Raw genomic sequence first — 12,343 nt, 5'->3', positions numbered from 1 at the left:
GCATTTTTGAGATATCTAGATGACTGGATGTCTAAATAACTGAGAATCAAAACCTGATATTTGTTAGTTAAAGGTTAAAAACTTGTGAATTTTTGAGCAGTCCTTATGTAAAAAGACTAATTTTGCAGCCTGATTTTCTTAACAGTTACATTATGGCAGAAAAATATATCAAACTATTTAACGAGTTTCCTCCTGTCAGTACAGAGGCGTGGAAAGAAAAAGTGGTTGCCGATTTGAAAGGTGCCGACTTTGACCGCAAGCTGGTGTGGAGGACAAATGAGGGTTTTTCCGTTCAGCCTTATTACCGGCAGGAAGACCTGAAAAAGTTGGGATACCTTGATGCCCTACCGGGTGAGTTTCCCTACGTGCGCGGAACCAAGACCAATAACAACGATTGGTATGTCCGTCAGAACATCGTAGTAAAAGATTTAGAAGAGTCCAACAAAAAAGCACTTGACGTTTTGATGAAAGGTGTGACTTCGTTGGGCTTTGTTTTTAATGACTGTGCAGAACTGACCGTTGCAGATCTTGGTGTTTTGTTGAAAGACATCTGTCTGGAGTCGGTAGAAGTAAACTTTGTTTGCAAATGCCAGACGTGCAAAATTGCCGGCTTGTTTGCAGAGTATGTGTTGGCAGGCAAGTGGGATGCTAAAAACGTGAAGGCTTCTGTGTCTTACGATCCTTTTGGCAACTACCTGCTTTACGGTCGTATCAAAAATGGTGTTGAGCAAGCGATGACGCAAGCGCAAGACCTGATTGCCAAAACAGCTGAATTACCCAGCTACCGTGTATTGGCCGTTAATGGCAAAAACTTTGGCAATGCCGGAGCTTCTGTTGTCCAGGAGTTGGGTTTTTCGCTGGCTCAGGGTGCTGAGTACCTTTCAAGCTTAAGCGAAGTTGGTGTGGCTGTTGAAGATGTGGCTAAAAACATCAAATTCAATTTGAGTGTGAGCGCCAACTACTTCATGGAAATTGCCAAACTACGTGCCGGTCGCCTGTTGTGGGCTCAAATTGTAAAAGCCTACGAACCCAAGTGCGAATGTGGCTGCAAAATGAAAGTTCATGCCGAAACCGGCAGCTGGAACAAAACATTCTACGATCCCTATGTAAACATGCTGCGTACCCAAACCGAAGCCATGAGTGCTGCTTTGGGTGGAGCTGATTCGATTACGGTGCTTCCGTTTAACGCGATCTACGAAGATCCGACAACATTCTCTGACCGGATTGCCCGTAACCAACAACTGTTATTGAAAGAAGAATCGCACTTCGACAAAATTGTTGATGCTGGTGCCGGTTCATACTATATTGAAGAATTGACTGCGTCGATTGCTGATGAGGCCTGGAAGCTGTTCCTGGAAGTTCAGGATAATGGTGGTTTCCTGGCTGCAGCCAAAGCTGGATTTATTCAAACAAAAGTGAAAGAAATGGCTGCCAAGCGGGATTTAAACGTGGCTACCCGTCGCGAAAATCTGCTGGGTATTAATCAATTCCCGAACTTCACCGAGCGTTTAGAAAAACCAGAAGCTGTTGAGGACGCGTTGAAACCGATGGACCTGACTGCTGAGGACGCTGAAATTGAAACCTTGAAACCTTATCGTGGGGCTCAGGCGTTTGAGGCAATCCGTGTTGCTACGGATAAATATGCCGAGAACAACAAGCGTCCGTTGGCTTTCATGCTTACTGTTGGTAACCTGAACTTCCGCAAAGCAAGGGCTCAGTTTGCCTGTAACTTCTTTGCTGTTGCCGGTTACGAAGTAAAAGACAACAACGGTTTTGCTACGGTTGAAGAAGGTGTGGCTGCTGCCAAAGAAGCCGGCGCTGATATCGTGGTGATTTGTAGCTCTGATGATGAATATGCTGAAATGGCTCCTGCTGCTTTCGAAGCCATCAATGGTGAAGCAATCTTTGTTGTTGCCGGCGCTCCTGCTTGCACCGACGAGCTGAAAGCCAAAGGCATTGAAAACTTCATTCATGTGAAAAGCAATTTGCTGGAAGAATTGAAGGCGTATCAAAGCAAACTTGGAATTTAAACCTAACGCAAAGACACAGAGACGCTAAGATGATTTCAAAAATTGAATATGAAGAAATTGGGAGAAAAATAGTCCATGCATCTTATGAAGTGCATCGTGAACTTGGTCCCGGTTTGTTGGAATCAGTTTATGAAGTTTGTCTGGCCGAAGAACTTAGAAATCTTCATTTAGAGGTTGAAAGGCAAGTTAAACTGCCAGTGATTTTTAAAGGAAAGGTTCTCGAGAAAGAGTTTTTTATTGATTTGTTAGTTGAAAAGTCGATAATCATTGAGCTTAAAGCCGTGGAAATTATCTTACCGGTGCACGAAGTTCAGTTATTGACCTACATGAAATTAGCCAATATGAAACTTGGATATTTAATAAATTTCAATGTCCCATTAATTAAAACTGGGATCAAACGAAAAGCAAATAACTATTTTGTTTAATTCTTGGCGACTTAGCGTCTTCGCGTTTAAAAGTTTTTAATATGAAACCAAATTTTAAAAATATCAATATAAAGACAGCTGCTGCCCAGCCAGAGGCGAGTGAGTGGGCTGCTCAAAACAAAATTGAAAAAGACTGGGTGACTCCGGAGCAAATTCCGGTGAAGCCAGTGTATACCAAAGAAGATTTGGAAGGTATGGAGCATTTGAACTATGCGGCCGGTTTGCCACCATTCCTTCGCGGACCTTACTCAGCCATGTATGCCATGCGTCCATGGACCATCCGTCAGTATGCCGGATTCTCAACAGCTGAAGAGTCGAACGCGTTTTACCGTCGTAACCTGGCAGCCGGACAAAAAGGGCTTTCAGTAGCTTTTGACCTGGCAACGCACCGCGGCTATGACTCGGATCACCCACGTGTAGTTGGTGATGTGGGTAAAGCAGGTGTAGCTATCGACTCGATTCTGGATATGAAAATCCTGTTCGACCAGATTCCATTGGATAAAATGTCTGTATCAATGACCATGAACGGAGCGGTGCTTCCGGTAATGGCTTTCTACATTGTTACAGCATTGGAGCAAGGCGCTACGCTGGATCAGCTTTCGGGAACCATTCAGAATGATATTCTGAAAGAATTCATGGTGCGGAACACCTACATTTACCCACCAGAGTTCTCGATGAAAGTGATTGCTGACATTTTTGAATTCACGTCGCAAAAAATGCCAAAGTTCAACTCCATCTCTATTTCGGGTTACCACATGCAGGAAGCTGGTGCAACGGCCGATATTGAAATGGCTTACACGCTGGCAGATGGTTTGGAATACCTGCGAACAGGTATCAAAGCCGGATTGGATGTGGATGCCTTTGCACCACGTCTGTCTTTCTTCTGGGCCGTTGGAATGAACCACTTCATGGAGATTGCTAAAATGCGTGCTGCTCGTATGATTTGGGCTAAATTGGTGAAACAATTTAATCCTAAAAACCCAAAATCGATGGCTTTGCGCACGCACTCGCAAACATCGGGTTGGTCGTTGACTGAGCAGGATCCGTTTAACAACGTAGGTCGTACAGCTATTGAAGCGATGGCGGCTACTTTGGGTCACACGCAGTCGTTGCACACCAACGCGCTGGACGAAGCGATTGCTTTGCCAACCGATTTCTCTGCACGTATTGCACGTAACACGCAGCTGTACATCCAGCAGGAAACTGAAATTTGCCGTGGAGCCGATCCATGGGCTGGTTCGTACTATGTGGAGTCATTGACGCAAGAGTTGTACACCAAAGCCTGGGCCTTAATTGAAGAGGTTGAGAAACTGGGAGGTATGTCGAAAGCCGTTGAGACTGGTGTTCCAAAAATGCGGATTGAAGAAGCTGCTGCCCGTGCTCAGGGACGTATTGACAGCGGTGCTCAAACCATTGTTGGCGTGAACAAATACCGATTGGAAAAAGAAGATCCGATTGATATTTTGGACATTGACAATACGGCTGTTCGTTTGTCACAAATTGACCGGTTGAAGAAACTGCGTGGTGAGCGTAACGAAGAAGAAGTGAAACAAGCCTTGGCAGCCATTACCAAATGTGCTGAAACAGGCGAAGGTAACTTGCTTGACCTTTCGGTTAAAGCCGCGCAAAAACGTGCTTCGTTGGGTGAAATTTCAGACGCCTGCGAAAAAATCGTAGGACGTTATAAAGCTGTAATCAGAACAATATCAGGCGTGTATTCATCAGAAAGTAAACAAGATAAAACCTTCGCTGAAGCTCAGGAATTGGCGAAGAAATTTGCTGAGCTGGAAGGTCGTCAGCCACGGATCATGATTGCCAAAATGGGGCAGGATGGTCACGATCGCGGCGCTAAAGTAGTAGCAACCGGTTATGCCGACCTTGGCTTCGATGTGGATATGGGACCGCTGTTCCAAACTCCGGAAGAAGCTGCCAAGCAAGCCGTTGAAAACGACGTACACGTGATGGGTGTTTCTTCTCTGGCTGCCGGACACAAAACATTGGTGCCTGCCGTAATTGCTGAGTTGAAAAAACTGGGTCGCGAAGACATCATGGTGATTGCCGGTGGTGTAATTCCTGCTCAGGATTATCAATACCTGTACGATGCTGGTGTTGTTGCGATCTTCGGACCTGGTACAAGTGTATCAGCTGCCGGTAAAAAAATCCTTGAGATTTTGATTTCAACGCACGAAGAATAAATGCTGACTGTTATTGAGCAGCTGACTCCGAGTCACCTGCTCAATTCACCATATAAAAGGCCATTTCCGAGAGGGAGTGGCTTTTTTTTTGTTGCTCAGTCCGTTTAAAAAGAAAAAGCGTCATCCCGAATTTATTTCGGGATCTGTTTGCTCTTACTTGTCAGCCTTTTAAGTCCCATAGAGATGCCGAAACAAGTTCGGCAAGACTCGCAAATGGAAGGTGACTCCTTAGTGAAGATCGTCATCCTGAACTTGCTTCAGGGTCTGTCCGCGAATTTTGGTTCTGCTTTTTAAAAAATGCTTTCGCTTTTGCCCGGTCGGCAATTAGCAGTTCTCCATTTTGCTGAAGAAACCAATCACTGGATAGATCTTTCATTTTAGGATTGTTTTCTCTAATCAGATTGATTTTCCAATCGCGATGCCAATTTTTAAGTTGTTTTTCCCGATTGATGCATTCGTTCATGCCTTCTATTTTCTCATAATACATCAAATCAGTCAGGTTGTACTTTTTGGTAAAGGCTGATCCGATGCGCTTTTTGTGTTCGAGTATTCTTCGTTTAATATCGGAAGTAACGCCAATGTAAAAGGTTGTTCGATTTTTGTTCGAGAGGATATAAACGAAGCCTTTATGCATGTGTGAAGGTTTGTTGGTTAAAGGTAAGCATTTGGGCAGAGAATTTTCTGCCTTCAAGTAGGCAGATGCCGTAACAAGTTCGGCAAGATTCGCAAATGGAAGGTGACTCCTTAGTGAAGATCGTCATTCTAAACTTGCTTCAGGATCTGTTGGAGGTAAAAGCCCTTTCTGGTTGTTGGGAAGAGGCCGGAATAAATTTGGACAAACGGCTTCGTGAAATAACAACCCGAATGGGTGAAGTTGGCTCCACCAGGAAAGTTTAAAGCATAAAAAATGCGGTCTCTTGTGGATAACCGCATTGGAAAAAAAGTTTTGGGACTTCTTATTTTACAGCAACTGCGTAGTCGTAAACTTCATTTCCTGAAGCCAATACCACTTGGTAATCTCCTGTAGCTAATTTAGAAAGGTTAAGTCCTTCGTTTACAGAGAAAGAATTTTCCAATGCTTTGCTGTAAACAAGTTGGTCGCCATCGTAAATGTATAAGCTTGTTTGTTCGCCGGAGTAGTTCAGAAAAGCAATACGCAATACGTCGTTGTTGAATGAGAAGTATGGAGCTGCCAAGGTTTTTTCTTTTCCTACGACGATTGAACCGCGGTCAATTGAGAAGGGACGTTCTCCTTTTACATCATCAATACTTACAGTCAGGGTGTAGTCTCCGTTTTCCAATTTTGAGAAATCATACACTTTGCGGTAGTCTGCTACATTTTCCTCAGTTTCTTTAAAGTAAACAACATCGCCTTGCTCATCTTTAATGCTGATTTGGAATTTGGTTTCGGCATTGTTTGAAATGGCCACCACAGCCTGATCGCCATTGATCGGCAGAATGTTTACACGCAAGCTTCCCGCTGCCAGGGCGATATTTGCAATAACTGTTAATGCAAACATCATGGTAATTGTTCTAAATGTTTTCATAGTTTTGAATTTTAAATGGTCACTACTAAATGACACTTACAAAAGTAAGATGTTTTACAACATGTGCTGTAAAACATGCGTTAAGGGTAGGTTAATTTTATGCGATCAGATTAATCAATAAAATTGATGGGCTTAAGAATTCATCTAATATGTGTGTTTAGAGGGGATTGGAGATGCGAGTGGAAGGTTATCAATAATTGTGCCATAAAAAACCGGGGTGTTAATTTTTAATAAAATTCATGGAAATACAAATCTTACAATTACTGGAAGGTGCCCGGCAGGCACAAGGATTAACCGTTATTATTGATGTGTTCCGGGCTTTCTCGGTAGCTTGTTATGCTTTTGATGGAGGAGTGGAGCGTATTTATCCTGTGGGACAGATTGAGCTGGCTTATCAACTCAAAAAGCAGCATCCGGATTACTTGCTTGTTGGTGAGCGGAACGAGCAGAAGCCCGAAGGTTTTGATTTTGGGAACTCGCCTTCGCAATTGGTCAGTACCCAGCTTGCTGGTAAAACAATGGTACATACCACCAGCAGCGGTACACAGGGGATTGTGAATGCAACGGGTGCCGATGAGATTATAAGCGGAAGCTTTGTTAATGCCGACGCTATTATTCAATATATACGGCAGCGGCAACCCGAAAAGCTCTCGCTGGTATGTATGGGGTATGCCTGCCAGCAACCAACTGACGAAGATACTTTCCTGGCGGAATACATCAAGGCGAAATTGCTGGATGAGCCGGTTGACTTCCCGACTATGGTTGAGCGCTTGCGTCATGGTGCCGGAGCACGTTTTTTTGTTCCCGAAAAACAAAGCTGGGCTCCTGCTGTTGATTTTGATTTATGCCTGGACCTGGATCGCTTTAACTTTGTGTTGAAAGTTGAGCGGGAAGAGGACTTGTATTTTCTGAAAAAGATCGAACTTTAGGCTATTGGAACGCCTTGCTGGGAAGGGTAACTTTGCTGCCTTTGTTTATGGAAGTGCTATGCAGATGCAAAGTTTCCAGGCTACGGAAGTGTCTGATTTGCTGAAATTAGAAGAATGAATAGGTAAAATGCTATGAAAAAATACAATTTTGATGAACTGGTTGACCGGACCAATACCAACAGTTTGAAATATGACGCCCGGGAGCAGGTGTTTGGAACCATGGATGTGTTGCCTCTTTGGGTGGCCGATATGGATTTTAAGACGCCGGACTTTGTGATGGATGCCTTGCGGAAGCGTTTGGAACATGAGGTTTTAGCGTACACGTTTCGCGGCGATTCTTACTCGGATGCTATTCTGAATTGGTTGGAGCAGCGGCACGATTGGAAGATTGATAAGGAATGGCTTTCATTTAGTCCGGGGGTTGTGGCTGGATTAACCCTGGCCATTGAAACTTATTCCAAGGCTGGTGATGAGGTGATTTTGCAACCACCAGTGTATTTCCCGTTTTTTGATTCGATTAAGGGAACCGGACGAAAGCTTGTGGAAAACCCGCTAAAGCTGGAGAATGGTCGCTACACGTTCGATTTTGAGGATCTTAAGCGCAAAATTACGCCCAACACCAAGATGTTGTTGTTGTGTAATCCGCAAAATCCAGGGGGAATGGTTTGGACACGCGAAGAACTGACCCAGCTGGCAACAATCTGCCTGGAGAATAACGTGTTGATTATTTCGGATGAAATTCATGCCGACCTGGTGTTTGATGGCTATAAGCACATTCCCTTGGCTTCGCTGTCCGATGAGATTGCCGACAACTGTGTGGTGTTAATGTCGGGAAGTAAAACCTTCAACATTGCCGGTTTAACCACCTCTTTTGTGGTCATTCCTAATAAGCGTCTGTTGGTGCGCTACAACCGGAGTTTGCAGGTACCGCACTTGCATATGGGGAACATTTTTGGCTCGCTGGCCCTGGAAACAGCCTTGCGCGAAGGAGCCGACTGGGTGGATCAAATGATGGATTACTTACAGGAAAACTACCGCTTTTTAGAGACTTTCCTGAAAGAGAAAGTGCCTCAGATTGTTCCGATGAAACCCGAAGCAACTTACCTGATCTGGCTGGATTTTTCAGCCTGTAAGCTGACGGATGATGAACTGAACGACCGATTGATTAATGCCGGTGTTGGTCTGAACCGGGGCATCCAGTTTGGAACGCAAGGGAAGGGCTACATGCGAATCAATATTGCCTGTCCAAAAGCAACGCTGGAGCAGGCATTGATTCGCATTCAGCAAGCGTTTGCCTAAAAATTCTGTTTAACCCATTGAGCCATTTCCGTTGTATCTTGTGCAAGCATGCAACGGAAATGTTGTTTGGGGCAGTAGGCTTTGCCAATTTTAGAGCAGGGTTGGCAGTTTAATCCGTTTACTTTGAAGATGCGGGATTGAGGATGCGGCTGGTAGGGAGTCATTCCCAGGTCGGGGATTGTGCCGCCCCAAATCGAAAGAATCTTTTGCTGAAAGGCTGCGGCAATATGCATGAGTCCGGTGTCGTTTGAAATAACCAGCCGGGCCTTTTTGACCAACGAGGCCGATTGGTTCAGGCTTAGTTGATGGCACAAATTAAGCACTCTGCCCGATGTTTGTTCTTCAATCTTTTGGGCCAGCTCCAATTCATTTTTCCCGCCGAGTAAGACAAAGGGAACCTGGGTTTTTGCAATCACTTCCAGGTGCTTTTCGGCAGGAAACCGTTTGGTGTAAAAGCTGCCGGCCAAAACCAGAGCAACATAGCCCTGCCTGAATTCTTCGGGTAAGTGACTCAGGGGGTAATCTTCTTCTTCGGGAATGAAATAATCCAATCCCTGTCCGTCGTTTTTAATGCCCAGCGGCGCCACGGTGTTCATCATCCGGTCGACGATGTGAATTTTGGGCATCAGATTCATTTTAAGGGTAATCAGCAGCCATTTTTCGATATTCAGCTTGTGCAGACTGTAGGTTTTCTTGCGCAGGTTGCGTCGTATAAACTGGCTACGCAGGTTGTGGTGCAAGTCCACAATGTAGTCGTAATTTTCCTGTTGAAGCTGTTGCATCAGTTCGGTCAGGTTGGATTGCAGCAGAAAGAGTTGATCGATGTACGGATTGGCCCGAAGCAGATCTTCATGTTTTTTCTTGGTTAAAAAATGAATTTCAGATTCAGGCAGCTGCTTTTTTAAGCAGCGCAGCACCGGGCTGGTCAGAACAATGTCGCCGATGGAGCTAAACCGTATGATGAGTATTTTAGGAGCCAATGCTAAAAATAATACCCTGAAAGATATTGATCTTTCAGGGTATTATCAATTAATGAGTGTAAATATATTTATGCTGATTCAGTCAGCACAATAATTTTATTCTTTTTTACTTCTACCACACCACCGTTAATGTCAAAATAGCTCACCTTGTCACCTTTTTCAACAATCTTGATTTTTCCTGCTTCCAGGGTCGAGATGATAGGGGCGTGGTTTTTCAGAACAGCAAAGGAGCCTTTGCTGCCTGGCAGTTTTACCAGGCTTACTTCACCTGAATAAACTTTTGTCGAGGGTGTTATAATTTCAAGAAACATGGTTATGGGTTTTAAGCATGGGCTTCAGCCAGCATTTTTTCACCTTTCTCGATGGCTTCTTCAATCGTTCCAACCAAGTTGAAGGCTGATTCGGGATATTGATCCACTTCACCATTCATGATCATGTTGAAACCTTTAATGGTATCCTCAATGGAAACCAGTTTTCCTTGCAGTCCTGTAAACTGTTCGGCTACGAAGAATGGCTGAGACAGGAAGCGCTGTACCCGGCGGGCACGGTGAACAACCAGTTTGTCTTCTTCCGATAGTTCGTCCATTCCAAGAATGGCGATAATGTCCTGAAGCTCTTTGTAGCGTTGCAGAATTTCTTTCACCTGCTGGGCACAGTTGTAATGTTCCTGCCCAACAATATCGGCAGTCAGGATTCGCGAAGACGATTCCAGCGGATCAACTGCGGGATAAATTCCGAGCTCTGATATTTTTCGGCTCAATACCGTTGTAGCATCCAAGTGCGCAAAGGTTGTGGCCGGTGCAGGGTCAGTCAAGTCATCAGCAGGTACGTAAACGGCCTGAACCGATGTAATTGATCCGTTTTTGGTTGAGGTGATTCGCTCTTGCATTTCACCCATCTCAGAAGCCAGCGTGGGTTGGTAACCTACCGCTGAAGGCATCCGTCCTAAAAGGGCTGACACCTCTGAACCTGCCTGTGTGAAACGGAATACGTTGTCAACAAAGAACAGGATATCGCGTCCACCAGAGCTGCTGCCGTCACCGTCGCGCAAGCTTTCTGCAATGGTCAATCCGGAAAGTGCTACCCGGGCACGGGCGCCGGGAGGTTCGTTCATCTGTCCGAACACCATGGCCAGTTTTGATTTTTTCAGGGCTTCCGGGTCTACTTTTGAAAGGTCCCATCCGCCTTCTTCCATCGATTTGCGGAACTCATCACCATAGTCAACAATTTTCGCTTCAATCATTTCGCGAAGCAAATCGTTTCCTTCACGGGTCCGTTCTCCTACTCCAGCAAAAACCGAAAGTCCGCTGTGCGCCAAAGCAATATTGTTAATCAACTCCTGAATCAATACGGTTTTTCCAACACCAGCACCACCAAACAGACCAATTTTACCCCCTTTGGCATAAGGCTCAATCAAGTCAATTACTTTAATTCCGGTGTAAAGCACTTCTGTTTCAGTGGTCAGGTCTTCGTATTTCGGTGGTTTATTGTGAATGTTCAATCCTTGCTTGGGAAGGTTCTTCATGCCGTCAACGGCATCGCCGGTAACATTCAGCAAGCGTCCCAGTGCAATTTGCCCTTGTGGCATCGTAATGGCTTCACCGGTTGCTACAACGTCCATTCCGCGTCTGATTCCGTCTGTTGAATCCATTGAAATGGCGCGAACCGTGTTTTCTCCAATGTGTTGCTGGCACTCAACAACCAGGTTGTCCTGGCCTTCGCGAACAATTTCTAAGGCATCGTAAATATTGGGGAGTTCACTGCCTTCCCGGTCGAAACTGATATCAACTACAGGTCCAATAACCTGTACTACTTTTCCGATATTTTGACTCATGATAAAAAGTTTACTTCTGTGGAGCCGGAAATTACAAAAACCAGCTTAATTGAACAAATTTAATGGGTTTTATATTGTCTGTTGTTTTTACAACAATAGCAAACGCTTTTTAGTGCTTAATGTTCACGTTTCATGATGGTTTTAGCCAATAAAATCAATGGTTGCTTCCGATCGTTTTCAAGCTCAATGGCTTGTAATTCACCAAGTGCTGCCTGATAGTAATCGTCTGATTTTTGACTGCTGATTTCCTGAAGATTCAGTTCGCCATATATTTTTTTGACTGCGGCCACTTTTTCTTCCGGGGCGAAGTCTGTTTTATTGATCCAGTGTTCTAATTCGGCTCGTTGTGTGGGCGATGCCAGTTCGAGTGCTTTGAGCAAAAGGAATGTCTTCTTATTGGATAAGATGTCACCACCGATTTTTTTACCGAATTTGGCTTGATCGGCAAAAACATCCAGGAGGTCATCCTGCAGCTGAAAGGCCAGTCCAAGATTGATTCCAAAACGGTAAAGACGCTCAGCGTCAGCTTCGGGAGCTTCTCCCAGCAGTGCTCCCATCTTCATTGCTCCGGCAATCAGTACGGCTGTTTTTAGCCGAATCATTTCCAGGTAATTGTCGATGCTGACATTGGACTGGCTTTCAAAGTCCATGTCGTATTGTTGCCCTTCGCAAACTTCCATGGCCGTTCTCGAAAACAGTTGGGCTACCAGCTGAATGGCGGGATGCGCAGTTTTTAGCAGGTACTGGTAAGCCATGATAGACATGGCATCGCCTGAAAGAATAGCCACATTCTCATTGTATTTCTTGTGAACTGCAGGTTGGTTACGTCGGATTTCCGCCTTGTCCATGATGTCGTCGTGCAACAGGGTGAAGTTGTGAAATACTTCAACAGCTAGCGCGGCTTGCAAGGCCTTGTTCACATCGCCTCCAAATAAATCGCAAGCCATCAAAAGCATTACCGGACGCAGGCGTTTCCCGCCCATGTGTAGCGTATATTCAATGGGTTGGTACAGATTTACCGGTTGGGTTTGTCCGATTTGCGTTGCTTCCTGCTGGAGTTGTTCTACCAGCAGCTCCTGGAGTTCCTGGATTGAATACATGGCT

General features: G+C 44.9%; 11 protein-coding genes. 5 read left to right on the top strand and 6 right to left on the bottom strand.

The features are described 5' to 3' along the window. Positions 1-152: 152 nt before the first annotated feature. The 3 genes from mutA to scpA are packed head-to-tail and all read left to right on the top strand — an operon-like array spanning position 153 to position 4,650. Complete coding sequence (gene mutA / locus Q1A18_RS09415) at positions 153-2,030, top strand: methylmalonyl-CoA mutase small subunit (RefSeq protein WP_299578855.1); 1,878 nt, start codon at positions 153-155, stop codon at positions 2,028-2,030. 29 nt (positions 2,031-2,059) lie between these two features. After that, positions 2,060-2,455, top strand: coding sequence for a GxxExxY protein (locus Q1A18_RS09410; RefSeq protein WP_299578853.1), 396 nt, complete (start codon positions 2,060-2,062; stop codon positions 2,453-2,455). Positions 2,456-2,496: 41 nt separating this feature from the next. Next, positions 2,497-4,650: a methylmalonyl-CoA mutase gene (scpA, locus tag Q1A18_RS09405; protein WP_299578851.1), complete on the top strand. Its 2,154-nt coding sequence runs from the start codon at positions 2,497-2,499 to the stop codon at positions 4,648-4,650. A 241-nt stretch (positions 4,651-4,891) separates the two neighbouring features. Here the strand turns inward: scpA and Q1A18_RS09400 are convergent, their stop codons facing one another. Beyond that, a complete protein-coding gene (locus tag Q1A18_RS09400; RefSeq protein ID WP_299578849.1) occupies positions 4,892-5,284 on the bottom strand; it encodes a GIY-YIG nuclease family protein in 393 nt (130 codons plus the stop codon). 322 nt (positions 5,285-5,606) lie between these two features. Next, the gene (locus Q1A18_RS09395) at positions 5,607-6,197 is read right to left on the bottom strand and encodes a hypothetical protein (protein WP_299578847.1); all 591 of its coding nucleotides are present in this window, start codon (positions 6,195-6,197) and stop codon (positions 5,607-5,609) included. A gap of 239 nt (positions 6,198-6,436) precedes the next feature. Here Q1A18_RS09395 and Q1A18_RS09390 point away from each other — a divergent pair, with 239 nt between their 5' ends. Together Q1A18_RS09390 and Q1A18_RS09385 are read left to right on the top strand one after the other, a co-directional pair. Then, positions 6,437-7,126 carry a 2-phosphosulfolactate phosphatase gene (locus Q1A18_RS09390; RefSeq protein ID WP_299578845.1) on the top strand — a complete coding sequence of 230 codons (690 nt, stop codon included), beginning with the start codon at positions 6,437-6,439 and terminating at the stop codon, positions 7,124-7,126. Positions 7,127-7,258: 132 nt separating this feature from the next. Beyond that, positions 7,259-8,425, top strand: a complete 1,167-nt coding sequence (locus Q1A18_RS09385) for a PatB family C-S lyase (protein ID WP_299578843.1) — start codon at positions 7,259-7,261, stop codon at positions 8,423-8,425. On the opposite strand, the gene Q1A18_RS09380 is transcribed toward Q1A18_RS09385, so the two are convergent. The 4 genes from Q1A18_RS09380 to Q1A18_RS09365 all read right to left on the bottom strand — a co-directional run bounded on the left by Q1A18_RS09380 (position 8,422) and on the right by Q1A18_RS09365 (position 12,339). Continuing rightward, positions 8,422-9,405 carry a glycosyltransferase family 9 protein gene (locus tag Q1A18_RS09380; RefSeq protein WP_299578841.1) on the bottom strand — a complete coding sequence of 328 codons (984 nt, stop codon included), beginning with the start codon at positions 9,403-9,405 and terminating at the stop codon, positions 8,422-8,424. The two genes, Q1A18_RS09385 and Q1A18_RS09380, sit on opposite strands and share 4 nt — an antisense overlap. 68 nt (positions 9,406-9,473) lie before the next feature. Next, entirely contained in the window at positions 9,474-9,716 is a 243-nt protein-coding gene (atpC, locus tag Q1A18_RS09375) for an ATP synthase F1 subunit epsilon (protein ID WP_299578839.1), read from the bottom strand. Positions 9,717-9,727: 11 nt separating this feature from the next. Further along, positions 9,728-11,239 carry a F0F1 ATP synthase subunit beta gene (atpD, locus tag Q1A18_RS09370; protein WP_299578837.1) on the bottom strand — a complete coding sequence of 504 codons (1,512 nt, stop codon included), beginning with the start codon at positions 11,237-11,239 and terminating at the stop codon, positions 9,728-9,730. 116 nt (positions 11,240-11,355) lie between these two features. After that, a complete protein-coding gene (locus Q1A18_RS09365; protein WP_299578835.1) occupies positions 11,356-12,339 on the bottom strand; it encodes a polyprenyl synthetase family protein in 984 nt (327 codons plus the stop codon). Positions 12,340-12,343 lie beyond the last annotated feature (4 nt).

This window comes from uncultured Sunxiuqinia sp., assembly GCF_947495665.1.
Lineage (GTDB): Bacteria > Bacteroidota > Bacteroidia > Bacteroidales > Prolixibacteraceae > Sunxiuqinia > Sunxiuqinia rutila.
Note: the sequence above shows the minus strand (reverse complement) of the source record. Positions and strands in the feature narration are given on the sequence as shown.

Excerpts from the sequence above, each read along its gene's own strand:
- mutA (WP_299578855.1), top strand. The coding sequence starts at position 153 with ATGGCAGAAAAATATATCAAACTATTTAACGAGTTTCCTCCTGTCAGT.
- Q1A18_RS09410 (WP_299578853.1), top strand. The coding sequence starts at position 2,060 with ATGATTTCAAAAATTGAATATGAAGAAATTGGGAGAAAAATAGTCCAT.
- scpA (WP_299578851.1), top strand. The coding sequence starts at position 2,497 with ATGAAACCAAATTTTAAAAATATCAATATAAAGACAGCTGCTGCCCAG.
- Q1A18_RS09400 (WP_299578849.1), bottom strand. The coding sequence starts at position 5,284 with ATGCATAAAGGCTTCGTTTATATCCTCTCGAACAAAAATCGAACAACC.
- Q1A18_RS09395 (WP_299578847.1), bottom strand. The coding sequence starts at position 6,197 with ATGAAAACATTTAGAACAATTACCATGATGTTTGCATTAACAGTTATT.
- Q1A18_RS09390 (WP_299578845.1), top strand. The coding sequence starts at position 6,437 with ATGGAAATACAAATCTTACAATTACTGGAAGGTGCCCGGCAGGCACAA.
- Q1A18_RS09385 (WP_299578843.1), top strand. The coding sequence starts at position 7,259 with ATGAAAAAATACAATTTTGATGAACTGGTTGACCGGACCAATACCAAC.
- atpC (WP_299578839.1), bottom strand. The coding sequence starts at position 9,716 with ATGTTTCTTGAAATTATAACACCCTCGACAAAAGTTTATTCAGGTGAA.
- atpD (WP_299578837.1), bottom strand. The coding sequence starts at position 11,239 with ATGAGTCAAAATATCGGAAAAGTAGTACAGGTTATTGGACCTGTAGTT.
- Q1A18_RS09365 (WP_299578835.1), bottom strand. The coding sequence starts at position 12,339 with ATGTATTCAATCCAGGAACTCCAGGAGCTGCTGGTAGAACAACTCCAG.